We start from the raw sequence: 24,126 nt of genomic DNA, 5'->3' as shown, positions 1-24,126 counted from the left end.
CCGCATGCGATCCGCACGGTGCTTCTTCTTTTTCATAAAGGTTTACTCATATAGATTCCAGTTTCTTCAAATCCTGTCTTTTCATACAGTGAACGCGCAATTTGATTATGTGCAAAGACATGAAGCGAAAGTTTTTGCACTCCTAATGACTTTGCCTCTTCCTCTAATGCTGCAATGGCCTGCTTTGCAAAGCCTTTTCCTCGATACGTTTCGAATAAGAAAAAGTTATAAATGAATCCTTCCTTCTGTGGGTGGTTGGGGTCATAACAAAGCCAAACCCAGCCAATCGCCTCTTCTCCATTCAAGAGATTCCATAGCTCATGATGCTCTGTCTGTAGACCTTCAGGAAGGAGCCGATCAAATTGTTCTTCGGCGTTTGCAAGTGATTCTTCCTCTTCCCAAGTCCCTGCGCGTACCTTTTCTTCTGCGTACCGCTGTATGGACTTCTCCATCAATACATCGTAATCCGTCTGTGACATTGGCTGCAGTGTAACCAATCGTATCGCCCCCTTTTCTCCATCATATGATGAGCATGCAAAAAAAACCAGTCCCCTCAAGGAACTGGTCATCCGCCGAATCGGTCGGTTTGAGAAAGTTTGATTTCTACTGATTTTTTCTTTCCGCTTCGGTAAAACTGTACCTTTACCTTGTCGCCGACTTTCTTTTGATATAAATACTTACGAAGGTCTACGATATTCTGTACACTCTTGCCATCAAAGGAAGTGACGACATCCAGCTCTTTTAGCCCCGCTTTTCCTGCCGGAGACAAAGGCTCGACACTCATCACGACAACGCCTGATGTGACGTTAGATGGCAGCTTCAATGTTTCATCCCAGTGGTAGCTCGCAATATCTGCTAATGATTTCATGCCAACACCTAGGTACGGACGTTTCACCTCTCCGTAGCGCTCTAAATCCTCTATGACAGGGATGACGAGATTCGCTGGGATAGACAGTCCGATACCTTCTACTTCTGATTCGGCAATCTTCATTGAGTTAATACCGATCACTTTTCCGTCCATATTGATCAGGGCACCACCGCTGTTCCCTGGATTGATGGCGGCATCTGTTTGCAGTACCTCCGCATTCCAATCCGCCTGTCCGTCTCCATTCGAGTCCACAGGAATCGCACGTTCCGTTCCTGAAATGACACCTTGTGTGACAGAGCCTGCGAATTCAAGCCCTAATGGATTTCCAATGGCGATTACAGGCTCACCGGGCTTCACATGGTCTGAATTACCGAAGGCTGCGGTTTGCTTGATCTTATCACTTTTGACGGTGAGAACCGCTAAATCCATGAGCTGATCGCTTCCGACAAGATTGGCACCAATCCTTGTCCCATCCTGAAGACTCACTTCAAGCTGGTTGGCACCTTTGATGACATGATGGTTGGTCACAATATAAAAGGTGTCACCCTTTTTCTTATAAATCACACCTGACCCGCTGCCTGCCTCTCCGCCTTCTTCCCAAAAGCTCGACTTTTGGATATTAATAACGCCGACAACCGTATCTGACATATTCGATACGACTTTTGTGACCGCATCATTGACATTCACATTGACGGTCTTTAAAGGGCCCTGTGCTGCTTGCCCATCTCCGTTCTGCTGCCACCCAAAGGGACTGCCGCTTTGTCCTGATACATAGGGGAAAAAGAATCCCATTAAAAAAGCTCCTACCAATACACCGATCAGACCAGACAGGAAATATCCTTTTCTGCTTCGTCTCGGCTTCCACTCTACATCGCGATAATCCACTATGTTTCCTTCCTTTCAGTGAATAGATGATGTATATAGTGTTGGTAAGAAGCTCTTATCTTAATCATACGATTATAAAAATCATACGGCGCAAAGCGGGGTTGCTTTTTTCGGGTCCGTATCATATAAATCAAAGCCATCCCCGACAACAAAGCCTTTCATCTCGAGCGTTTGCTGGACCGCCATACGGGCTAAATCCTTCATGTTGTTGTCTTGACTCAAATGAGCCAAGTAAATGCGTGAGGTGGCATCTCCAATGACATCTGTCATCGCAAGAGCGGCATCTTCATTTGAAACATGTCCGACATCGCTCAGAATTCTGCGCTTAATGCTCCACGGGTATCTACCCATTTGCAGCATACCGACATCATGATTGCTCTCAAATACAAATGTATTGGCTGACTGTATGATGCCTTTCATACGGTCACTCACATAGCCTGTATCCGTCATTAGGGCAAGTTTGCGCCCTCCATAATGGAACACGTAAAACATGGGCTCAGCCGCGTCATGTGAGACGCCAAAGGACTCAACATCGAGACCGCCAAAGGATTGGACAGTTTCCATATCAAAATGGAATTTTTGCTCTGTATCAATCTTCCCGATATGAGACTCCATCGCCTTCCATGTTTTCGCATTTGCATAGACAGGAAGCTTGTACTTTCTTGCCATGACACCAAGTCCTTTAATATGATCTGAGTGCTCATGTGTCACAAAAATACCGTCCAAGTCTTCAGGCTTGCGGTCGATTTGACTCAGCAATTCGACCATTTGTTTGCCGCTTAAACCAGCATCCACTAAAAAGGCATGCTCGCCTGTTTCTAAATAAAAAGCGTTCCCCGTACTTCCGCTCGCTAGTACACTGAACTGCAAGCTCATGTTCTCTCACTCCATTGAAGATTTGTCATCTTTCTCTATATGATCAAGTGTTGAGCCATCAATGGCATTGATCAAATATTCTTCTTCTGTCTTTTTCTTTGAACCAGTTGATACGCCCTCAAGCTCGACTCGCCATACAGGCACCATAACCTGCGTGCTTGCACCTGGATATTGCGTATAGTAGCCTAGCTCTACCTTTTTCACGGTCGTGTTTTGGCTCAGCATGTTTTGCGTATATAAGTCCTTCACAGTTTCAAGCGCTGGCACAAGGGTTTCTTTTCTCACTTCATTAATCGATGTCACCATCGACTGCTGATACGATACGACCTCGTTTTTATCATTTAGATCTAGGGTGATTTTTCCGATGGTTTCGGAGTCATCAAGCCCCTCTTGGAAAATGTATTTCCCTTTATACGTTTGGAAAAAGACGATTTTCCCTGCCTCTTCATCAATACTCCACAGCTTATAATTCTTCCCATCTAGCAAACGCTGGTTCACCAGGTTTGCCGCCGCTGTTTTCATATCTTTTTTCGGCAAGGCCACTGGTTTATTGAAGGTCATTTCAAGCAGCGTGACAGGATCATCTTTGTCTGTTTTCGGGAATGTGCTTTTCGCCTTTTGATCAGCTAATTCGTCGACATCCTTTTTCGTATATTGCTTCTTTTCAGCTGTAATGCGGTAGCCAATCTTCGCTTCATCTGATAGATTGCCATATTTGATCCCGTCTGCCTTCATTTCTTCCAGCGTATCCGTTTTTTCGATAATCGCAAAATGATCAGTCGATCGTTTTTCAAAGTATTGAAAACCTAGAAAGATATCGAGAACGAGAAAGGCTAGGATAAAGATCGTTTTGGTCTTATTCCACTCCATGATTCTCGCTCCCCTCTGTCAACAAATCATGCGATAGAATCACGGTTTTACCGTTGTATTTCATGCACCATACTGGCTCCAGCCAGACAAACATCGCTTGATCTTGATCTGATGCGGTGGAAGCAGCTTGATAGGCCGGGAAAATTTGTTCAATTTTCTCAAGGTCATCATATTTCGTCTGCTTGACGATTAAGTGTTTCAACTCTGTCCCGTTCATCAGCTTGACCTGTTCACTTTGACTCGCTTTGTTGCCTAGAATATAGTTTGGACGCTTGTAATTTAAGATGTCGTCATTCGCCCACTGTACTTCAAGAGAGGTCATCCCGAATGGGTGCTTTGTACTGTTGACGATCGGCAGGCCATCCATAAACATATTAAAGGAAAGCTGCTGGTTGCTATTGATGCCAAAGTATTGATAGTCATCGGTAAAGCTCCCCGTATCATTGAAATACTTCACACTTCGCTTAATCAAATCGCCCGTTTGGAAAACGGTGCTGCTGTTGATGTTGCGGTGCTGATATTGGATGCGGTGGTCTTTTTGATTGGCTTCAAGACGGCTTGTGCCATCTGTGTACACCGTTCGGTTTAAATTAGACTCCTCACCAACAAGACTCGGGTCCGTAAACAGAGCGTCCTTGAATTTGCTTGTCTTAATCGTTTCGATAAAGAACATTTTCGATTCAAGCTGCTCTTGCTTTCTCGGAAGGAGGAAATCTCGTTTCGAATTCGCAGAGAACGTATAGAGATCGTAGCGCGGCATCTCGTTTTGAGCGGCTGCGATACTGTCCATGAGATTTCGATAGTTAGCAGACTCTATTGTCAGCTCAAGCACCGTTTCCTTGCTGTATGAAACCAAATAAACTTTCTTATTGGCCTTATCCTGCTGGGAGAACGGCACAATCATCCGATCAAACGAGTTGTATTCGATGGACTTGTTCGGCCATTTAAACAGCGCTTGGAATATATCAATCGGAATCGGGTCATTGAACACAAGATCCAATGTCTTCCCCTGTCCTCCGTTTCCATAGAAGAAATTCTTAAATTTCTGCTCAGAATATTGATCTGACACATCCGAAATCTCTTTCACATCCCAAAGGCTCACATCATTCCAGAAGTTTTGAAAGAGTTCCTTTTGATCCACTTTCAAATGCTCCCCATTTGAATGGATGAACATCTCCCGCGGCTTCACGACATCAATGAGGCTTCTAGGCTCATCGCTTGATATCTTCTTTGTTTCTACGACCTGAGTGCCGGCATCTGCCTGGTCCTGCATGACGGGCTGGAACATCCAAATATTCCACGTAAACACAAGACTGATCGCAATTAGGATTGTCAATATTATGGTTTTAAAGGTCTCACGCTTCATCCCAATCATCCTCTTGTTCTTCATTGTACGGAAGGGTAAAGGTCACTGTGGTTCCTTTTCCTTCAATGCTGTCAGCCCAAATGTCTCCGCCATGAGCCTGAACCATTTCTTTTGCAATCGCAAGGCCAAGGCCGGTTCCGCCAAGCTTTCTTGTTCTCGCCTTATCCACTCGATAAAAACGTTCAAAGATTTTATCCATATCCTTCTTCGGAATACCGATTCCTTCATCTTTGACGCTGAATAATACAAGACTCTTCTCCTCATCCAAATCAACGGTAAACGTGATATGTCCACCCTCTGGAGAGTATTTCATCGCATTAGAAATGATATTATCGAGCACTTGTGTGATTTTATCTTGATCGATTTCCACATATATTTCACGCTGCGGAAGATTGCGGATAAACTCAACATGCTGCTCTTTTGTCATTTCAAAACGATCGATGACCAATGAGATAAATCTGATAAAATTCGTCCACTCACGGTTGAATTGATAATCCTTGCTGTCGAACTTAGATAGCTGTAGCAAGTCATTGACAAGCCGGATCATGCGTTCTGTTTCATTTTGCGTCACACTAAGGAACCTTGGTGCAAGCTCTTTATCTCCAATTGCGCCTTCAGCCAGCGCCTCAAGATAGCTTCGCATCGTCGTTAGCGGTGTGCGTAGCTCATGCGATACGTTCGCAACGAATTCGCGGCGTTCTGCATCAATTTTCTCCTGCTCCGTGACGTCGTAAATGACTGCAATTAATCCATCAATTTTCCCGTGCTCTTTCTGAATCACTGAGAAATTCACACGCAAAACTGACAGCTGATCTTCGCGTTCTATTTCTAGCAGCATGGAATCTTGATTTTCGACTAAATCTTCAAAGGTATGCGTGTCCTCGAGGCCCAGTAAGGACGTAATCGGCATCTCTAGTGCTGTTTCACGTGAAACATTTAACAGCTCTAATGCTGGGCTGTTTAATAGAATAATCGCACCGTTTTGATTCGTGGCGATGACGCCATCTGTCATATAGGCAATGACAGAAGATAGCTTCTTCCGCTCTCCCTCTGTCATGAGCTGCGCTTCCTCCAGCTCTCTCGTCAGATGGTTAAAGGTTGTCGCAAGCTGGCCAATCTCGTCATGTCCATACTTTCGAACCTTCCTGGAAAAGTTCCCTTTGGCGAGCTCAATTGCTTGCTTTCTCATATCCGATATAGGATGAGTGATGGTTCTAAAGATGAAAATCCCAAGTAGTGCGGTCGTCCCAAGGGCGATCAGTGTACCCGTCGCCAAAATGGTGTTAATGGTTCGCATTTGGTTAAACACGCTCTCCATCGAAGACACAACATAAATCACACCGACAGTTTCTTGGTTTTCATTTTTCACGGCTGTCGCAGAAATACGCACCCGTTTATTGGATTCTGGGTCATAGAATTTCTTTTCATAGTCTTTGCCTACTGCGAAAATTCGGCTAATGATCTGATCTGTGATTTTCTTGCCGGCAATCTCCTGACTGCCGTTATTCACAGAGGCAATCACCTCTCTGCTTTCGTCAATATAGCTGACTTCAGAAATTTCATTAGACTCATCTTTGTTATTAAAGTCGTTTAATATCTTTTGAGCATCCTCTTTTAATTCTGCCTTACTTTTCGATGAATCTTGTTCTAGGTAATACGATAACGAGTAGATTCGCTGATTCAAGGAATTATCATATGAATTAATTAAGGACTGCTCTAGCTGCTTCACAAAGTACACGCCAATGATCTGCATGGCGACGATGATCAGCAGCACGTAAATTAAGGTCAATTTAAAGTGAATCGAGCGAAAAAAACCTACTTTACTCATAAGAATCTTAGTCCTGCTCTGGGTTTCTTAAATAGTAGCCGACGCCTCGCCTTGTCACGATCCAGCTCGGGTGACTAGGATTGTCTTCAATTTTCTCACGAAGACGGCGGACGGTGACGTCTACTGTACGGACATCTCCGAAGTAATCGTAGCCCCATACGGTTTGCAGCAAGTGCTCACGTGTCATCACTTGTCCGATATGTTTCGCTAAGTAATGAAGCAATTCGAACTCACGGTGCGTCAATTCAATCGTTTCCTCGCGCTTAGACACCACATACGCATCTGGATAAATGACAAGTGATCCAATTTCAATATCATTTGATTCAGATTCTTCCTCTGTCTGCGGCGTAGCAATTTGTCTTCTTAAATTCGCCTTCACACGGGCAAGCAGCTCGCGCGTGCTAAATGGCTTCGTCACATAATCATCTGCGCCAAGCTCAAGACCGATGACTTTATCAATTTCAGAGTCTTTTGCTGTCAGCATGATAATCGGCATGTCATATTTCTTTCTCACTTCACGGCATACTTCAACGCCATCTTTATTCGGTAGCATGATGTCTAGCAAAATAATGTCTGGTTTGATTTCTTCTACCATTTCAAGGGCTTCATTGCCGTCATATGCACAATGAACCTCATAGCCCTCTTTTCTTAAGTTAAACTCCAATATATCAGCAATCGGCTTTTCATCATCTACGACAAGAATCTTTTTTTCCATTGTGATTTCCTCCTGCATTTTTAGCATCTATGTCATTCCATTTTTGCATGTTTCATCAGACCTTTTTCATTTGAGCAAAAAAGGCTCACTGTCTATTATAACGTTTTACGTGGCAAAGATAAAAATAATAACGGCTTTCTTTTCTAGCAATCGTTGGATAGGAAGACAGTGATCAAAAAAATGATGGTTTTTTTCCTTTTTTATTGAAACTTTTCCAGTCACCGATCGTCTATATAAATGTAACGTCTTCTTCTTATGGAGCCGGGCCCTACCTAGGTCCGGCTTCTCCCTTTTTATGCCTTCTTTTCATAAGAAAAACGCACCTGCGATTGCAGATGCGTTTGGAAGTGGCTCGGGACGGAATCGAACCGCCGACACACGGATTTTCAGTCCGTTGCTCTACCAACTGAGCTACCGAGCCATCATCAAAAAGATGAATAAATATAAATGGCGGTCCGGACGGGACTCGAACCCGCGACCTCCTGCGTGACAGGCAGGCATTCTAACCAACTGAACTACCGGACCTCAGTAACTTGCCCGAAAAAGCAATCGTGGTGCTCTTCCAAGCAAGTGAGGAAAAATTAGCTTAACGCTAAAGTAAATCAATGACCCGTACGGGATTCGAACCCGTGTTACCGCCGTGAAAGGGCGGTGTCTTAACCGCTTGACCAACGGGCCAATACATGGTGAGCCATGAAGGACTCGAACCTTCGACCCTCTGATTAAAAGTCAGATGCTCTACCAACTGAGCTAATGGCTCTCGGTTTGTGAAAAGTAATTCTGAAGAAGTTGTATTGCGTCAAACCAATCGCTTTAAAAAAGCTGGAACATCGCATCCTAACAAGTTTCAGAGACCTTTGCAACAACGAGATTTATAATATCATAGAGTAATTACATATGGCAATACGTTTTTCGACATTTTTTTAAAAAAAGTGTCGGATTTGAAATCTCCTGCCAAATTCCTTCTACTTGCAATCGCCTTCATTTTCATGACCTCTGACTATTCAAACACATAGAAACGTTTTAGACCGAACGAAATTGGTTATACATGAAACAAGTGACATTGTGATTTAAAAAGGAGGAAGCAGTATGAGTTCATTCAAATTAGGAGATAAAATGCCCAATTTTTCACTTCCAACCATTCAGGGCGAACATATTGATTTTCACAAACATCTAGAGGAGCATCAAAGCTGGCACCTCATTGTCTTCTTTAGAGGCTCATGGTGCCCAGTATGTGTAGAAGAATTAAAAGAGCTCGAACAGCAGCAATCATACTTTCAAGACAAGGATATCCACTTAATGGCGATTTCAACAGATCATTCTGATGACTTGAAGGAATTTGCCGATAAAGAAGGACTATCCTTCCCCATCATGTCTGACAAGGATCTCACTTCATTAAAAGCATACGAAGTCCACTATCATGGGGAAGATGCTCCTTATGAAGATCACGGGGTGCACGGAGAACCTGCCTATTTCTTACTAAACGAAAAGGGCCAAGTCCTCTATCAGCAAAGGCAAACAAGTCCGTTTGGCAGACCGCATGCCAACGAATTGCGCAAAATCATTCAGTACATCCGCAAAAACTTAAAAGGTCAATATAAAAGCGTGAAATAAGAAAGAAGCCCTCGTCATGAGGGCTTCTTTTATGAACGTCTCTTATTGTATAGCCAATCTGAGGTGAAAAATACAAGGAGACCCGCCATGAGAATCACAAAGGTGACGGGCGGTTTATCATCCTGGAAATAAGAGTACAGCGCATGTCCTCCTAATGCGAGAAGATAAAAGATAAATGCTGACACAGCTGCTTTACGCGCATTCGCTTGTTCTCTTTTCGTACTTTTTTTGAAAAACATTGTCACGATTCCCCTTTATCCTGCTTTCTTCATCGTCACCCGGCGAAGTGCCCGCGAACGAATATATTCCATTGGACCGATTCTCCAAACCTTTAGACAAAACGCTGATATGGTAATTTGCAGAAGAGAAATCAACAGCCATGCCAATACGATAAGAGGAGCGTTGATTTGTCCGCCAAGACCCAATCCCCAGCTATAAAAAAGAACCGAGCAGATGACATTTTGCAGGATGTAACAACTAAGCGCCATTTTCCCTACATATTCAAGCCAATTCCACATGAACCATGACTCTGTGTGAGCCAGGAGCTTCGCAATAACAGCAATATAGAAAAGAGAAAGGAATGGCGAAAACGCATAGCGCACCACGAATTCCACTAGTTCGTTCGGAACGAAGACAAGTGCATTCAGCGGCAACCCCACCCACAGACCGACTCGGAATAGTCTTTTCCGTAGAGACTGCCCGCGTTCATTTGCATAAAATACACCGGCTCTCATCATCCGCACACCTAATAAAAACAAAAATGTGTTCATTGGAATGATAAAGATCGCTTCCCCCCGGTACATGAAAAAGTGTTGCAATCGTTCTTGAACCTGCGAGATCCATGTCTCTGGCATCTGCTCTTCCAGCGCGGGTTCACTCCCTTGATCATACGATGCTGTTTCCATTTCAGAGAGGGCGAACACCATCAGACTGGACAGAACAAGCAGATGAATGACTCCAGAGAAGATCATGCCTCTTTTGATACGCTTGCTCCCTCCTCGTACAATAAATGCCACAAGCAAACCGGTGACAGCATAACTCATGAGCACATCATATTCCATCACAAGTGCAAAATGGACAAAGCCTTCGATAAATAAAAATAAAAGAATCCATAAATATGTACCCGGCCAAAGCGTATTTTTTCTTTTGGCCTGCTGGTATTTGAGCTCTAGTCCTACACCGAACATGATGGTGAGCAGCGAGAGCATTTTCCCATAGACGAACATGGAAACAAGGCTTTCTAGAAAACTGCCATTCTCATATTCATCTGCAATCTGATCTGTCGCAAAGGTATCCCCTGCATACGCAAAAAACCAGACGTTCGTCCCCAATGTGCCTAATATGGCGAAACCTCTTAAAATATCTAATAATCTTATTCTTTCTTTCACTAGAACGCTCCTTCCCCCTATACAGTTATCATATTTTGGTAATGATCGGAAGCCTGTTCTACAGAAATTAAGAAATATTTAAACAAAAAAACACCAGTAAAATGTGCAATTTTACTGGTGTTTGATCAGTCTATGATTATGGACGGTACACGCTGCGGACAACATTCGTTTGAGAACGATCTGGTCCGACTGAGAAAATGGAAAGTGGAATACCTGTTAATTGTGAAATGCGCTCTAAATAATGACGGGCATTTTCAGGCAGTTCGCTTAAATTCTTCACGCCTGTAATATCCTCTGTCCATCCTGGCATTTCTTCGTAGACAGGCTCACATTTCGCTAGTTCATTTAGACTTGCTGGGAATTCTTCTGTGATTTCTCCGTTCAATTTATAAGCGACACAGATTTTCAATGTTTCAATCCCTGTCAGTACATCAATTGAGTTAAGAGATAGATCTGTAATCCCGCTCACACGACGAGCATGGCGGACAACAACACTGTCAAACCAGCCAACACGGCGCGGGCGTCCAGTTGTTGTACCGTATTCACGGCCAACCTCACGGATTTGATCACCAATTTCATCATGGAGTTCTGTCGGGAATGGGCCATCTCCAACACGTGTTGTGTACGCTTTTGACACGCCGACCACATGTTGAATCTTCGTTGGTCCTACACCAGAACCAATCGTCACTCCCCCAGCCACTGGGTTAGATGACGTAACAAATGGATATGTCCCTTGATCGATATCAAGCATAACACCTTGTGCACCTTCAAATAGCACGCGGCGGCCTTCATCTAGTGCGTCATTCAAGACAACAGATGTATCTACGACATATTTTTTCACTTGCTGGCCATATTCATAATACTCATCTAAAATATCTTCAATCTTGAAGCCTTCTGCTTCGTACATTTTCTCTAAAAGACGATTTTTCTCTTCTAGATTACGAGCAAGCTTCTCTTCAAATACTTCACGATCTAATAGATCTGCGACACGGATACCGATACGAGCTGCTTTGTCCATATAAGCTGGTCCGATTCCTTTTTTCGTCGTACCGATCTTGTTAGCCCCTTTCCGCTCTTCTTCTACCTCGTCCAATTTTAAATGGTAAGGTAAAATCACATGGGCTCTATTGCTGATTCTGAGGTTATCTGTACTCACATTCCGTTCGTGAAGATACGCAAGCTCAGTGACCAACGCTTTAGGATCAACTACCATTCCATTACCGATGACACAAGTTTTCTCTTTATAAAAAATACCGGACGGAATGAGGTGTAGCTTGTAAGTCACTCCATCAAATTTGATCGTGTGACCTGCATTGTTTCCCCCTTGATAACGGGCAATCACCTCTGCATTTTCTGAAAGGAAATCGGTAATTTTCCCTTTCCCTTCGTCACCCCACTGCGTACCTACTACGACTACTGAAGACATATCGTGCACCTCCGTTAACCTTTCAAAACGTTATCTCTTTCAAACACATTTATTTTATCAATGCAAACCGAAAAAGTCAACGTGAAATCCGAACATTAATATCTCGGAATCAAATTTTGTTCGTTTTAAATATGAGAAAAAGCGCTTTACTCACTTCTTCAGCGCTTAAAAAGGGAGATTTTGAGTAAAACCAATGTTTTTGATAGTTCTTACTTTCTATTGATTTTCAATTAAATGAATCATCGAATTTGCCATAAATTCTGGTGAATACGGTCTACCTGTCCTCAGCCACCATTCAGCCGTTCCAATGTAAGCAGAAATAACGAATTGCTTCTGCATGTCGATAGGAACGAGTTGCGGATCAGGCTTTGAGCCTGCAACCCCCTCTTTTCCCAAAGAAAAACTTTCTTCAAAAAAAGCCCGAACCGTTTCATGAATATTAAGCTCTCGCCCTCGTTTCAAGAGAATTTGATACTCCTTTTCATGCTCTTGCAAATGCTGATAAAATCGAAAAATATATACATATGCCGGATGCTCTTTTTCTAAATCATCTTCTTGTACAGGCGCAAAAATGGCGCACTTCATCACATCAAACATCTCATCCATCACCTGCTGGGCAAGATCAAATTTATCCTCATAATGCTGATAAAAGGTTGTGCGGTGGATGCCTGCCACTTTCGTCAAATCCTGTACAGAAATCTTCCCCCATTCTTTCTCGCTTAATAATTGAAATAATGCTTTTCTTAATTGCTGCTTTGATTCCGTTGCGCGCTTATCCCCTCTGTAGCAATCCGCCACAAGCCGCTCTCCCCTTCCTACTTTCTTCAACAGATTTCGCTTTTCTGTTGGTTGAATCCTCCAAGCTGATGAATTAACTTTAATCTAACACAACGAAAAAAAGGAAGCATCTGACAAACTATAAGGAGTGATGATCATGGAAACAACGTCCCCAAGTGCCGTGCAAAAAACGTTATTAAGAGGAAAAAACAAGCAGGACCCGTATCACCCATTTGATTGGTATGCCAACATGCGCAAGACATCACCTGTTCATTTTGACGAAGCCAGCCGAACGTGGAGTGTATTCACCTACGAGGAAGCAAGGCGCGTGACAATCGATAAAGATACCTTTTCGAGTCAGCCTCCTAAAAACCAGCGGAAGCATTCACTGATGAAAACAATGGTGATGATGGACCCTCCCAATCACACTCGCATCCGCTCCATTGTCAGCAAAGCCTTTACCCCTCGAGTCATGAAATTGTGGGAGCCTCGTATTCATGAATTAATGGATGAACTGATGGCACAACTTGAAGGAAAAAAAGAGATTGACCTAGTGCAAGACATTTCCTATCCGCTTCCTGTCATTGTCATTGCAGAGCTTTTAGGTGTGCCCTCAGAGCATAAACAATCTTTTAAAGAATGGTCAGATATTCTCGTCAGCATGCCTAAAAGTGAAAGTGAGAAGGATGTAGCTGAATGGCAGAAAACACGTGACAAAGGGGAAGCTGACATGATGGCATTTTTTGCAGACACCATTGAAAAGAAACGTCACAACCTTGGTGATGATTTAATTTCCCTCATCATTCAAGCGGAGGAGAATGGAGACAAACTGTCAGCAGATGAACTCATTCCATTTTGTAATCTTCTTCTTTTAGCCGGCAACGAAACAACCACCAACTTGATCTCCAATATGATGTTCAGCTTGTTAGAACAGCCTGGTGCGTATGAAGCGCTCGCCCAATCTCCTGAACTCATCCCACGTGCGGTGGAAGAGGCTGTCCGTTTTCGTGCACCAGCTCCTGCGATTGTTCGTTATGTCACAAAAGATACAGAACTTGGAGAGAAAGTGTTGAAAAGGGGCGACAATGTGATTGTGTTTCTTGCTTCCGCCAACCGAGATGAGCGTCAATTTTCAAACGCACATGAATACGATATACACCGCCATCCTAATCCTCATATTGGTTTCGGGCACGGTATCCATTTCTGCCTTGGCGCACCACTAGCACGTCTTGAAGCATGTACAGCTATAAAGATTTTCATAGAACGATATGAGGCGCTAGAGCTCCTTTCTTATGTTCCGATGACAAGCAGCAGCATGTATGGACTGAAAGAGCTGAAACTGCGTGTCACACCTCGTTCATAACAGAAAAGACTCCCGGGCATGGGAGTCTTTTTAAACAGGGGTGATGCCATCTGTGTTCATGAGCACAATGCGATACCCATCTGGATCTTCAATGGTTGCTCCACCCCGTTCCCAATATGGATTTGTAGAGGTGACTTGCCGTCCGCCAAATGAGAGCAACCTCTCTTTCATTTGCTGAAATTCCTCAGCATCCGGAATATAGAACACAAGAAGCTGTTCTGGATGCGGGGCGGGCAAACTTTCTTCTTCTTCATGCTTTGTGATTTCTAAATGAACATGCTGATGAGGGAGCCCCAGCATGACACCATCATATCCTTCATGCTGATCAAACGAGCCTATTCGTTTGAGCCCTAAGCCTTCTTCATAAAAGGACACAACCTCTTCCATGTTGACGGTTGGGCGTGCGATGCGTAATTGAGCGGCTTCGAACTGTTGAAATTTCATCAGTCATCACTCCTTTTCTTCTTTTAGTATACGATTTCTCAATCTTTCTCTCCTCCTCATTTCGATCGTTTTTCAATCATTCTTTCGATGTAGATCCATTAAAAAAAAGCCCAGCTTCTTGAGCTGGGCTTTAAGCACCGGGCGGAACACCCGCATCGTCAAACCTTCTTTCCAGGTTGACGAATTTGTTATATTCTTTGACGAACGCCAGTGATACTGTACCCACTGGGCCGTTACGCTGTTTGGCAATGATGATTTCAATAATGTTCTTATTCTCTGATTCTTTGTCGTAGTAATCATCACGATAAAGGAATGCCACGATATCGGCATCCTGCTCGATACTTCCTGATTCACGAATATCAGACATCATCGGACGTTTGTCCTGACGCTGCTCTACTCCACGTGAAAGCTGAGACAAAGCAATAACTGGAACTTCAAGCTCCCTTGCCAGCGATTTTAATGCCCGAGAGATTTCAGAAACCTCTTGCTGACGGTTATCGCTTGATCGTCCGCTCCCTTGAATAAGCTGTAAGTAGTCAATCAAGATCATTCCAAGACCGTTTTCTTGCTTCAAGCGGCGGCATTTTGAGCGAATTTCACTTACTCTGATTCCAGGTGTATCATCAATGAAAATCCCACTATTAGATAGCGAGCCCATTGCCATTGTCAGCTTGCCCCAGTCCTCTTCTGTCAGATTACCGGTTCTTAGGTTTTGTGCATTGATATTCCCCTCAGCACATAGCATACGCATAACTAGCTGCTCAGATCCCATCTCTAAACTAAAGATGGCGACACTTTCGTCCGTTTTGGTCGCAACATTCTGTGCGATGTTCAATGCGAAAGCCGTTTTCCCTACTGATGGACGAGCTGCTACAATAATTAAGTCATTTCGCTGGAATCCAGCTGTCATCCGATCAAGCTCGGAGAAACCTGTTGGAATCCCTGTGATATCGCCTTTTCGGTTATGAAGCTGTTCAATATTATCATATGTCTGAACAAGCACGTCCTTAATGTTTTGGAAAGCTCCTGAGTTTTTACGCTGCGCCACTTCCATAATGGTCTTTTCAGCATCACTCAACAGATCCTCTACTTCATCCTCACGCGTGTATCCATCCTGTGCAATGGTTGTCGCCGTGCGGATCAGACGTCTTAAAATAGATTTCTCTTCTACAATTTTTGCATAGTATTCTATGTTTGCGGCAGTTGGGACAGAGTTCGCAATATCGGTTAAATACGAAATCCCGCCTACCTCTTCTAGTAAATCTGTATTGGCCAGTTCAGATGTCACCGTAACAAGATCGACCGGTTCCCCTCTATCACCAAGTACAAGCATCGCATTATAAATCTTTTGATGCGACATTCTATAGAAATCCTCTGGAATTAATACCTCAGAAGCGAGCGTGAGCGCAGATGGTTCTAAAAAAACAGCACCTAATACGGCCTGCTCGGCTTCTATATTTTGCGGCGGCAGCCGGTCATCGAGAAGTTCCGTCATGCCAAGCACCGTCCTTTCATAAAAAAATACGCTACTCATCATTTTAACATTTTCACCAATAAAAAAGTGAAAAACATCGTCTATAGTCAAAATTACCATGAGGAGGTTTCGTTGAACAGCCAACCAACGCATCTCAATAGAAAAGACTCTGTAACATCAATTGTTATAGAGTCTTTTATTAACGGTATCTGGTTTTGTACCTGTTGTCGTCCACGTTTTGTTAATCTATTGTTCTCTTAATCCCATAATTCTCTTTTTGTCCAATGTCTTGTAAAGAGCCGTTTTGATAACCAATAGATAACACCAAATCTGGAATAGAATCAAACCCGTTTTTCGCTAGGTCAAATAGTTGTGCACCATAATGTGAAGCGGCAATACGTGCATTTTCAGCTGTATATGGATTTTTCAGGAGTTCTTCTTTGTATAGATCAAAAATATTCGCTCCGTTATCCGTTATAAATTGACCGTTTACAATACTTAAATCTTTTAAATTGTAGCCTGTCACCGTTTTGATTTGGTTGACAAGATGGAACTTTGCCAGAGAATCAGGTGTGAATTGAGTAGAATCATCATTTCTACTTTTCATAATATGAAAAAATAGTTCTCTTGTATTGTTGGTTGTATTTAATAAGTCTTCTATTTGTTTCATGAGCGATTCGTCTTTTGAACCACTCACTACTAATTTGAAATTATTTGGATCAATGGTAAAAGTGAGATTTGTGTTTTTAGGAATGGATATTCCGTTTTTAGAGAATAAATCTTGTAATTGTTCGTTGACCTTTTGACGATTGAGTATTTTCTTTTCTACACTTTCTTGTGTAGGATCGTACCGTTTTTCATTACGGAAGATGGCGTCATTAAAGTCATATTGACCACCCTTATTATTCCTTGCCCAACTCATTTCCATAGTGTATGCAGCTTCTCTTTCCAGTTTTGTTAGATCACTTCTGAAATAAGAAGAGTAAGGGTTTCTATACTTATTATATATATGGTCTTGAGGATCATTGAATCGTTTATTTTGTTCATTAATTTTTTCGTATTTTTCATCTAATATTTTCATCCGTCTATCAGATTCGGTCATCACCTCATTTGTACTTTTAATAGCTGGATGGCTATTGAAATCGGTAACGTTCTGATTGTTTAGAACCGCTGTAGCATTTGATGTATTTATCTTCATTTTGTTACTCCGTAATTCACCTTTTGTCCAATGTCATGTAACGACCCGTTTTGATAACCAATAGATAACACCAAATCGGGAATAGAATCAAACCCGTTTTTGGCTAGATCAAATAGCTGTGCTCCGTAATGTGAAGCGGCAATTCGTGCATGTTCTGCTGTGTATGGGTTTTTCAGGAGATCTTCTTTGTATATATCAAAAATATTGACCCCTTTATCCGTTACAAATTGACCGTTTACAATATTTAAGTCTTTTAAATTGTAGCCTGTCACCGTTTTGATTTGATTCACAAGGTGGAATTTAGCAAGAGAATCAGGCGTGAATTGAGTCGAATCATCATTTCTACTTTTCATAATATGGAAAAATAATTCTCTTGTATTGTTGCTTGTATTTAATAGTTCTTCTATTTGTTTAGTCAGCGATTCGTCTTTTGAACCACTTACCACTAATTTAAAATTGTTCGGGTCAATGGTAAAAGTTAAATTTGTGTTTTTAGGAATGGTTATACCGTTTTTAGAGAATAAACTTTGTAATTGTTCGTTGACCTTTTGACGATTGAGTATTTTCTTTTCTACACTTTCTTGGGTTGGATCATACCGTTTTTCATTACGGAAGGCGGCATCATTAGAATTATAATGCCCTCCTGTTCCACTATTAGCCCATCCAATTTCAATAGAGTAAGCCGCCTCTCTTTCCGGTTTGGTTAAATCATTTCTGAAATAAGGGGAGTTTGGATTTCGATACTTATCAAATATATGGCCATGAGGATCTTTGAAACGTTTATTTTGTTCATTTATTTTTTGATATTTTTCATCTAATACTTTCATTCGTTTATCAGCTTCGGTCATCACCTCATTTGTACTTTTAATAGCTGATTGACCTTTATAGTCGATTCGGTTCTGATTGTTAGGCGCACTTGTCGGGTATGACGTATTAATATTCATTTTGATTCTCCTTTTTTCAAAAAATAGTGATTATTAAATATATCGGCAATTAAGTTAAAAATTGTTAGTTTAATGCCGATATAGTAATTATTACAAGGAGGGTTAAAATATGACAAATACTATCTTCAAACGTTTTTTATTACCTGCATTATTATTAGTGCTTGTTACTAGTTTTTTTGCACCTAATTCAGCAGAAGCAGCGATTACGGGGAATAACAGTCCTAACACAGCAAGCTCAATGGGATATTGGAAATATAGTCGTCCAGATACGACAATCTTACCTGAAGGTGAAAACGAAGCGTATTATCAGTTCACAATTAATAAGGGTGAAAAAGTTTATGTTAGAAGTTCATATGATAAGCAGTACACTGGGATGAAAATAGAGGTTTACAATTCGAAATATTCTGATGGTAGATCTAGAGTCATTAACCCTGATTCAGTTACACCATTTATTTTTGCTAATACCGGTGACGTTACTTCAAATTCAGAAACTTATTTTGTGAAAGTGACCCGTGGTACATATACAGGGAATATGTACTTTACTGTTTCCATTCAAGATCGCATCAAATCTGGAAATGGAACATTCAATTTTACGGGAGTCGCTACCAACATGGGGAACACTTCTTTGAATTTTTTAGGAGTTGATTCTTCTGTCATTACAATGGATTTAACTAAACACACGGCTATTCCCCGAAGTGCAATCGTTAAATCAATTTCAACAACTAGTACCCAATCGCCTAACCAAGGAAATGTCACTCACAAGCTGATGGCTGATGCAAACAAGATTTGGAACGAATCCATTGTTTCATCTGCAACAAGTGGTTCTTACCGTATTTCTCTGGAAAATCAATTAAAAGTCGCTCAAAAATGGAGCTTTAAGTACAATGCAAAGGCTACAGCAAGATCTACTATGAGCAATGTCAAAGCCGATATCCGTTACGAATATGATGTCACAGATGGATTTTAATTTAATGGTGTTTACAGCCATGTACACCAATTGACCAAAAAGTAAGGGTACAGCCCTTACTTTTTTAATTGTATAATTTTCCACTCTAAAAAAGCTACGCATAATATTGAATAAGTTTTGAGATATGGGATCACCAACTTTTCTCAAAATTCTCCTCTTTTTCCCCAAAAATACAATTAGGTCTATAGACTTATTTTTCCTTAAAATCTTTTCAAGAAGAAAAACCTATATATATTCCTGTATCAAACAGAAGAAAATGGTAAAAAATCCGAGGCAGTCAAGGTCTTTTGACATTTCTCCTATTTTTAAATGACAAGGTCCGATATTCCCTTTTTCAAATCATTTGTTAGTAATTTAGCCCTTTATTTTCTGAATATTATGGTAAAAAAATCAAATACACAACATTATGAACATTTGACTTCATAATTGATAACCATTATCATTTGTTTTGCTTGCGGATAGTTGAGAATCATTTTCATTTGAAGAAACCATTCTTTAATTTCTACACTCATCAATATCCGTAAGCCTACTTTTATCATCGAATGAGAGTCGAATTTGAGGAAGGAGACTTGTCACTTATGTCCAAAAGCCCCGAAGGAATGGGTACTGAGGATTCATTTTTCGGAGAAAGCCGTCCTTTTTTTATACCTGGGACGGAGCAACTGGATATCACAGCACACCCATACAGACTTTTTATATTTAAACCGAATACTACTCCTCCAGCGGCTGGTTTTCCAGTCATGTACGTGCTTGATGGGAATTCAATTTTTGGCACAATGGTCGAAGCCATTCGTTTACAGTCAAGAAAACCCGAAAAAACAGGTGTTGTACCTGCCATCATTGTTGGAATTGGCTATCAGACAGACGCGCCCTATCATCCGCTCAGGCATTATGATCTCACTCTAACCGGCCCTGACGCTTCCATTGGTGGCAAAAGAAAGGATTTCTCCACCCATACATATGGCGGCGCATCTGCGTTCTTTTCTTTTTTAGAAAAGGTTGTAAAGCCTTATATCGAGCAGCGCTTTCCGATCAACCAGAGTCGTCAAACACTGTTTGGGCACTCTCTTGGCGGTCTTTTTGTATTACACACACTATTTGAGCACCCTGATGCTTATCAGACATATATTGCAGGCAGTCCTTCTATCCACTGGAACAAAAAATTATTTTTAGAAAAAGAACACCAATTCATCAATCATATACGTCAGGTGCCTATCGATGTCAGGCTGCTTGTAGGTGTAGGTGAGTTAGAAAAACATCATCCATGTCAAATGAATGATCATGCACATGCACTAGCAAATCGTATGCTGCCTTTATCCTCATATGGCTTGCATACAGCCTATCACGAGTTCCCTAAAGAAGGACATACGTCCGTTTTACCGGTGCTGATGAATGACGCTTTTCGTTTTGCACTCTATCATGATGATCCTTTCACACCCACAGACATGAAGGAAAGGCAGTGAACACATGAAAAACAGTGGTCTATCTCAAAAAATAGCCCTGGTCACAGGCGCAGGACAAGGTATTGGACAAGCAGTCGCAAAAAGACTAACCGAGGAAGGTGCGATTATTGCAGCAGTTGACGCAAATGAAGATCAGCTGCAAAGCACCGTCAGGCAAATGAATGATGAAGGCATACGTGCCTTTGCCTATCCAGGTGACATCACCGATCAAACTTCTGTTCAGCACATTGTTGATCAAATTGAAAAGCAGCTTGGACCCATTTATTTACTGGTCAATGTAGCAGGCATTCTTCGAATGGGTTCTATCGACCAGCTTAGTGCAGACGACTGGCAACAAACTTTCGCAGTTAACACACACGGTGTCTTTTACGTATCTCAAGCTGTCTCCAAATACATGATGAAAAGATCAGAAGGGGTCATTGTGACTGTCAGCTCTAACGCAGGTGCCATTCCTAGAATGAATATGGCTGCCTATGCCGCTTCAAAAGCAGCAGCTACTTCCTTTACAAAAACGCTTGGATTAGAGCTGGCAGCCTACGGGATCAGGTGCAACGTCGTCTCTCCCGGCTCTACCGCAACACCTATGCAATGGGCTTTATGGGCTGATGAACAAGGAGAAGATCAGGTGATTAAAGGCTCATTAGAGACGTATAAAACCGGTATTCCTTTACAAAAAATCGCTAATCCTCAAAACATCGCTGATGCAGTCATTTTCTTTGCATCTGAGCAATCCAATCATATTACGATGCAGAATCTCACAATTGATGGCGGCGCAACACTCGGAATCTAGCATTTCATTCAAAAGGAGGCCTTTTCATGAAACATTCATTATTGTCGTCAGAAGAAAAAGTACAGTTGCTTCAAGACTATCAGCCAGGTGCTTTTTTCCTTGCTTCCCCTAAACGCACGATACTTGCAGAAGGGATTTTCCAGCATATTGAAACCAATCAGCTAAATGAACTATCCACAAGGGTAGCGCATGTATTTGACGATGCCAAACAAGCTGGAATTCAAACACCGATTGTGGCTGGTGCTGTCCCATTTGATCCGGCGCAGCCCGTTCGTTTAAATGTACCAGTCCATGTACAGTTTAGTGATCCACTCGAATTTCAACAAGGTGATGAGGAGTCAGAAGCGGTATCGCCATCCTATGAGGTGACACCTGTCCCTGCTCCAGATGTCTACATGGAAGGTGTGAACGAAGGATTAGCTAAAATTGAGAACGGAGAGCTTAGCAAAATCGTACTCTCTCGATCTCTCCATCTCAAAGCAAATCGAGATATTCATACGAAAACAATACTCGAACGACTGGCTCGTCATAATACGACTGGCTATACGTTTGCTGCAAATATAGCTGACCCGAAGGCTTCCCAAAAGCGCATACTTCTTGGGGCAAGCCCTGAGCTGCTTCTTTCAAAAACTGGTTCATCTGTGATTTCCAATCCACTCGCTGGTTCTCGGCCGCGCAGTTCAGATCCAGTAGAAGACCAGCGTCGTCATGATGAACTCCTTACTTCAGCGAAGGATTTACACGAGCACGCAGTGGTTGTCGAAGCTGTCACTAAAGCGCTTACTCCTTATTGTCATACATTAGATGTGCCAGCATCACCATCCGTCATACAAACAGAAACGATGTGGCATTTGTCTACTGTGGTCAAAGGTGAATTAACAGATTCTAGTGTGTCCTCTATTGATTTAGCGATTAGCCTTCATCCTACACCTGCAGTATGCGGAACACCTACAGCAGATGCACGTGAAGCCATTCGTGCGATTGAACCCTTCGATCGAGGATTTTTTACAGGAATGATCGGCTGGGCAGATAATAATGGTGATGGTGATTGGATTGTCACCATTCGTTGTGCAGAAGCTGAGGGTCACTCCCTTCGCCTCTTTGCTGGTGCAGGAGTGGTCAAAGGATCAAAAGCAGAGGATGAGCTAGCCGAAACATCTGCAAAATTTAACACGATGCTTCGTGCGATGGGCATCCATCAGCTATAAAAATACATAGGAGATGACAAAAACATGTTTGTTCAACCACCTACATGGCCAAAAGAATTTGCAAAACGCTACCGTGAAAACGGCTGTTGGCGTGGGGAAACCTTTGGCGGTATGCTTCGTGAACGCGCCGCATCATTAGGAAATAAAACAGCGATTACATACGCTGATACGCACATGAGCTACCAAGAACTTAATGAGCGCGTCAGCAGTCTTGCCGCCGGTTTTCATCAGCTTGGAATTCAAAAAGGAAGTCGAGTTGTCGTGCAGCTTCCGAACATTCCTGCTTTTTTTGAGGTCATTTTCGCTTTATTTCGTATCGGTGCTTTACCCGTCTTCTCTCTGCCGTCTCATAGAAGCAGTGAAATCACTTATTTTATTGAGTTTGCCGAAGCAGACGCATATGTCATACCAGATATCGATGGCGGCTTTGATTATCGAACGCTCGCACGTCAAGTGAAAGAAAAGCTTCCCTCATTACCTCATGTCATTGTTGCAGGGGAAGCTGAGGAATTCCTTGGCTTAGATGATTTGCGCAAGGACCCAGCACTTGATCCCCAAATTCATGTAGAGGCAAGCGATATTGCATTTCTTCAGTTATCTGGAGGCAGCACAGGCCTTTCTAAGCTTATTCCTCGCACGCATGATGACTATATTTATAGTCTTTGGAAAAGCAATGAGGTGTGCGAGCTCACACAAGAAAGTGTGTATCTAGCTGTACTTCCAGTTGCGCACAACTATCCATTAAGCTCGCCTGGAGTCCTTGGGACGTTATACGCAGGCGGAAGAGTCGTTCTTGCACCTGGATCAAGCCCTGATGTCGTCTTTCCACTCATTGAAAAAGAACGGGCGACCATTACCGCTGTCGTCCCACCTATCGCATTGATTTGGCTAGAAGCCGCTCCTCATCGATCAGATGACTTATCGAGTCTTGAAGTCTTACAAGTCGGTGGTGCTAAATTCAGTGCTGAGGCAGCAAAACGAGTGATGCCTGCCCTTGGATGTAAGTTACAGCAAGTTTTTGGCATGGCAGAAGGTCTGGTCAACTATACCAGATTAGGTGATCCTGAACATGTCATTATTCATACACAAGGACGCCCGATGTCTGAATATGATGAGGTACTAGTGGTTGATGATGAGGACAAGCCCGTCCCGCATGAAGTGGCTGGACATCTTTTAACAAGAGGACCTTACACGATTCGCGGCTACTATAAAGCCGATGAACAAAATAAAAAAGCATTTACACCCGATGGCTTTTATAGAACAGGTGACATCGTACGATTAACCAAAGAAGGAAATGTTGTTGTAGAAGGTAGAGACAAGGATCAAATCAACCGTGGCGGTGAAAAGGTTGCTGCTGAAGAAGTTGAAAACCATTTACTTGCGCATGCTGACATTCATGATGCCGCCATGGTATCCATGCCGGATCCATTTCTTGGCGAACGCTCATGTGCCTTTGTTATCGCGAAAGGAAACAACAAACCAGCACCGCATGTCTTAAAATCATTTCTAAGAGAACGAGGGCTCGCAGCCTATAAAATTCCTGACCGCATTGAATGGATCGATGCGTTCCCACAAACAGGTGTAGGCAAAGTCAGTAAAAAAGCATTAAGAGAATTAGCTGCAATCCATACTGCCAACGTATAAAAAAAAGAGGAGTGAAAA

General features: G+C 42.4%; 22 protein-coding genes and 4 tRNA genes. 7 read left to right on the top strand and 19 right to left on the bottom strand.

The window, feature by feature from the left end:
- Positions 1-32: 32 nt before the first annotated feature.
- From GPS65_RS00175 to GPS65_RS00125, 11 genes are all read right to left on the bottom strand, one after another.
- A complete protein-coding gene (locus GPS65_RS00175) occupies positions 33-497 on the bottom strand; it encodes a GNAT family N-acetyltransferase (protein WP_041816084.1) in 465 nt (154 codons plus the stop codon).
- 68 nt (positions 498-565) lie between these two features.
- Entirely contained in the window at positions 566-1,756 is a 1,191-nt protein-coding gene (locus GPS65_RS00170) for a S1C family serine protease (RefSeq protein WP_372585396.1), read from the bottom strand.
- A gap of 78 nt (positions 1,757-1,834) precedes the next feature.
- A complete protein-coding gene (locus GPS65_RS00165) occupies positions 1,835-2,629 on the bottom strand; it encodes an MBL fold metallo-hydrolase (RefSeq protein WP_012011877.1) in 795 nt (264 codons plus the stop codon).
- A 6-nt stretch (positions 2,630-2,635) separates the two neighbouring features.
- A complete protein-coding gene (locus GPS65_RS00160) occupies positions 2,636-3,499 on the bottom strand; it encodes a two-component system regulatory protein YycI (protein WP_012011878.1) in 864 nt (287 codons plus the stop codon).
- A complete protein-coding gene (yycH, locus tag GPS65_RS00155) occupies positions 3,486-4,865 on the bottom strand; it encodes a two-component system activity regulator YycH (protein ID WP_144459629.1) in 1,380 nt (459 codons plus the stop codon). The genes GPS65_RS00160 and yycH overlap by 14 nt, the downstream gene beginning before the upstream one ends.
- Entirely contained in the window at positions 4,855-6,693 is a 1,839-nt protein-coding gene (gene walK / locus GPS65_RS00150; protein ID WP_012011880.1) for a cell wall metabolism sensor histidine kinase WalK, read from the bottom strand. Before walK ends, yycH begins: the two co-directional genes overlap by 11 nt.
- 7 nt (positions 6,694-6,700) lie before the next feature.
- On the bottom strand, positions 6,701-7,408 hold the full coding sequence (yycF, locus tag GPS65_RS00145; protein ID WP_003215017.1) for a response regulator YycF: 708 nt from the start codon (positions 7,406-7,408) through the stop codon (positions 6,701-6,703).
- 348 nt (positions 7,409-7,756) lie between these two features.
- Positions 7,757-7,829, bottom strand: a tRNA-Phe gene (locus GPS65_RS00140).
- A 27-nt stretch (positions 7,830-7,856) separates the two neighbouring features.
- Positions 7,857-7,933 (bottom strand) — tRNA-Asp (locus GPS65_RS00135).
- Positions 7,934-8,014: 81 nt separating this feature from the next.
- Positions 8,015-8,086 (bottom strand) — tRNA-Glu (locus GPS65_RS00130).
- A 6-nt stretch (positions 8,087-8,092) separates the two neighbouring features.
- Positions 8,093-8,168: transfer RNA gene (locus GPS65_RS00125), tRNA-Lys, on the bottom strand.
- A 329-nt stretch (positions 8,169-8,497) separates the two neighbouring features.
- On the opposite strand from GPS65_RS00125, the gene GPS65_RS00120 reads away from it, so the two are divergent.
- Positions 8,498-9,022 carry a peroxiredoxin family protein gene (locus tag GPS65_RS00120; protein ID WP_012011881.1) on the top strand — a complete coding sequence of 175 codons (525 nt, stop codon included), beginning with the start codon at positions 8,498-8,500 and terminating at the stop codon, positions 9,020-9,022.
- A 29-nt stretch (positions 9,023-9,051) separates the two neighbouring features.
- Here GPS65_RS00120 and GPS65_RS00115 read toward each other — a convergent pair whose 3' ends face one another.
- From GPS65_RS00115 to GPS65_RS00100, 4 genes are all read right to left on the bottom strand, one after another.
- Positions 9,052-9,261 (bottom strand): hypothetical protein, encoded by a 210-nt coding sequence (locus GPS65_RS00115; RefSeq protein WP_012011882.1) that lies wholly within the window; start codon positions 9,259-9,261, stop codon positions 9,052-9,054.
- Between the two features lie 15 nt (positions 9,262-9,276).
- Complete coding sequence (locus tag GPS65_RS00110; RefSeq protein WP_119125646.1) at positions 9,277-10,410, bottom strand: DUF418 domain-containing protein; 1,134 nt, start codon at positions 10,408-10,410, stop codon at positions 9,277-9,279.
- 136 nt (positions 10,411-10,546) lie between these two features.
- Positions 10,547-11,836: an adenylosuccinate synthase gene (locus tag GPS65_RS00105; protein WP_012011884.1), complete on the bottom strand. Its 1,290-nt coding sequence runs from the start codon at positions 11,834-11,836 to the stop codon at positions 10,547-10,549.
- Positions 11,837-12,052: 216 nt separating this feature from the next.
- A complete protein-coding gene (locus GPS65_RS00100; protein ID WP_012011885.1) occupies positions 12,053-12,664 on the bottom strand; it encodes a TetR/AcrR family transcriptional regulator in 612 nt (203 codons plus the stop codon).
- A 106-nt stretch (positions 12,665-12,770) separates the two neighbouring features.
- On the opposite strand from GPS65_RS00100, the gene GPS65_RS00095 reads away from it, so the two are divergent.
- A complete protein-coding gene (locus GPS65_RS00095) occupies positions 12,771-13,976 on the top strand; it encodes a cytochrome P450 (protein ID WP_012011886.1) in 1,206 nt (401 codons plus the stop codon).
- A 30-nt stretch (positions 13,977-14,006) separates the two neighbouring features.
- On the opposite strand, the gene GPS65_RS00090 is transcribed toward GPS65_RS00095, so the two are convergent.
- The 4 genes from GPS65_RS00090 to GPS65_RS00075 all read right to left on the bottom strand — a co-directional run bounded on the left by GPS65_RS00090 (position 14,007) and on the right by GPS65_RS00075 (position 18,036).
- Positions 14,007-14,420, bottom strand: coding sequence for a VOC family protein (locus GPS65_RS00090; protein WP_012011887.1), 414 nt, complete (start codon positions 14,418-14,420; stop codon positions 14,007-14,009).
- Between the two features lie 130 nt (positions 14,421-14,550).
- Positions 14,551-15,915 (bottom strand): replicative DNA helicase, encoded by a 1,365-nt coding sequence (gene dnaB / locus GPS65_RS00085; RefSeq protein WP_012011888.1) that lies wholly within the window; start codon positions 15,913-15,915, stop codon positions 14,551-14,553.
- Between the two features lie 220 nt (positions 15,916-16,135).
- Positions 16,136-17,092: a DUF4885 family protein gene (locus GPS65_RS00080; protein WP_119125647.1), complete on the bottom strand. Its 957-nt coding sequence runs from the start codon at positions 17,090-17,092 to the stop codon at positions 16,136-16,138.
- Complete coding sequence (locus GPS65_RS00075) at positions 17,089-18,036, bottom strand: DUF4885 family protein (protein ID WP_119125648.1); 948 nt, start codon at positions 18,034-18,036, stop codon at positions 17,089-17,091. The genes GPS65_RS00080 and GPS65_RS00075 overlap by 4 nt, the downstream gene beginning before the upstream one ends.
- 109 nt (positions 18,037-18,145) lie before the next feature.
- On the opposite strand from GPS65_RS00075, the gene GPS65_RS00070 reads away from it, so the two are divergent.
- The 5 genes from GPS65_RS00070 (at position 18,146) to GPS65_RS00050 (ending at position 24,108) form a co-directional block, all read left to right on the top strand.
- A complete protein-coding gene (locus GPS65_RS00070) occupies positions 18,146-19,003 on the top strand; it encodes a hypothetical protein (RefSeq protein WP_119125649.1) in 858 nt (285 codons plus the stop codon).
- Between the two features lie 578 nt (positions 19,004-19,581).
- Positions 19,582-20,466 carry an alpha/beta hydrolase gene (locus GPS65_RS00065; protein WP_119125650.1) on the top strand — a complete coding sequence of 295 codons (885 nt, stop codon included), beginning with the start codon at positions 19,582-19,584 and terminating at the stop codon, positions 20,464-20,466.
- Positions 20,467-20,470: 4 nt separating this feature from the next.
- The gene (locus tag GPS65_RS00060; protein WP_119125651.1) at positions 20,471-21,256 is read left to right on the top strand and encodes a 2,3-dihydro-2,3-dihydroxybenzoate dehydrogenase; all 786 of its coding nucleotides are present in this window, start codon (positions 20,471-20,473) and stop codon (positions 21,254-21,256) included.
- A gap of 26 nt (positions 21,257-21,282) precedes the next feature.
- A complete protein-coding gene (dhbC, locus tag GPS65_RS00055) occupies positions 21,283-22,464 on the top strand; it encodes an isochorismate synthase DhbC (RefSeq protein WP_119125652.1) in 1,182 nt (393 codons plus the stop codon).
- Positions 22,465-22,488: 24 nt separating this feature from the next.
- Positions 22,489-24,108: a (2,3-dihydroxybenzoyl)adenylate synthase gene (locus GPS65_RS00050; RefSeq protein ID WP_119125653.1), complete on the top strand. Its 1,620-nt coding sequence runs from the start codon at positions 22,489-22,491 to the stop codon at positions 24,106-24,108.
- Positions 24,109-24,126: the final 18 nt, after the last annotated feature.

It is taken from the genome of Bacillus pumilus, from assembly GCF_009937765.1.
Classification (GTDB): domain Bacteria; phylum Bacillota; class Bacilli; order Bacillales; family Bacillaceae; genus Bacillus; species Bacillus pumilus_O.
The sequence above is the reverse complement of the archived record's forward strand: the minus strand, read 5'-3'. Positions and strand labels throughout refer to the sequence as shown.

Bases quoted from the DNA above. Each gene is read 5' to 3' on its own strand.
- GPS65_RS00165 (WP_012011877.1), bottom strand. From the start codon at position 2,629: ATGAGCTTGCAGTTCAGTGTACTAGCGAGCGGAAGTACGGGGAACGCT.
- GPS65_RS00160 (WP_012011878.1), bottom strand. From the start codon at position 3,499: ATGGAGTGGAATAAGACCAAAACGATCTTTATCCTAGCCTTTCTCGTT.
- yycH (WP_144459629.1), bottom strand. From the start codon at position 4,865: ATGAAGCGTGAGACCTTTAAAACCATAATATTGACAATCCTAATTGCG.
- walK (WP_012011880.1), bottom strand. From the start codon at position 6,693: ATGAGTAAAGTAGGTTTTTTTCGCTCGATTCACTTTAAATTGACCTTA.
- yycF (WP_003215017.1), bottom strand. From the start codon at position 7,408: ATGGAAAAAAAGATTCTTGTCGTAGATGATGAAAAGCCGATTGCTGAT.
- GPS65_RS00120 (WP_012011881.1), top strand. From the start codon at position 8,498: ATGAGTTCATTCAAATTAGGAGATAAAATGCCCAATTTTTCACTTCCA.
- GPS65_RS00115 (WP_012011882.1), bottom strand. From the start codon at position 9,261: ATGTTTTTCAAAAAAAGTACGAAAAGAGAACAAGCGAATGCGCGTAAA.
- GPS65_RS00105 (WP_012011884.1), bottom strand. From the start codon at position 11,836: ATGTCTTCAGTAGTCGTAGTAGGTACGCAGTGGGGTGACGAAGGGAAA.
- GPS65_RS00095 (WP_012011886.1), top strand. From the start codon at position 12,771: ATGGAAACAACGTCCCCAAGTGCCGTGCAAAAAACGTTATTAAGAGGA.
- GPS65_RS00090 (WP_012011887.1), bottom strand. From the start codon at position 14,420: ATGAAATTTCAACAGTTCGAAGCCGCTCAATTACGCATCGCACGCCCA.
- dnaB (WP_012011888.1), bottom strand. From the start codon at position 15,915: ATGACGGAACTTCTCGATGACCGGCTGCCGCCGCAAAATATAGAAGCC.
- GPS65_RS00080 (WP_119125647.1), bottom strand. From the start codon at position 17,092: ATGAAGATAAATACATCAAATGCTACAGCGGTTCTAAACAATCAGAAC.
- GPS65_RS00075 (WP_119125648.1), bottom strand. From the start codon at position 18,036: ATGAATATTAATACGTCATACCCGACAAGTGCGCCTAACAATCAGAAC.
- GPS65_RS00070 (WP_119125649.1), top strand. From the start codon at position 18,146: ATGACAAATACTATCTTCAAACGTTTTTTATTACCTGCATTATTATTA.
- GPS65_RS00065 (WP_119125650.1), top strand. From the start codon at position 19,582: ATGTCCAAAAGCCCCGAAGGAATGGGTACTGAGGATTCATTTTTCGGA.
- GPS65_RS00060 (WP_119125651.1), top strand. From the start codon at position 20,471: ATGAAAAACAGTGGTCTATCTCAAAAAATAGCCCTGGTCACAGGCGCA.
- dhbC (WP_119125652.1), top strand. From the start codon at position 21,283: ATGAAACATTCATTATTGTCGTCAGAAGAAAAAGTACAGTTGCTTCAA.
- GPS65_RS00050 (WP_119125653.1), top strand. From the start codon at position 22,489: ATGTTTGTTCAACCACCTACATGGCCAAAAGAATTTGCAAAACGCTAC.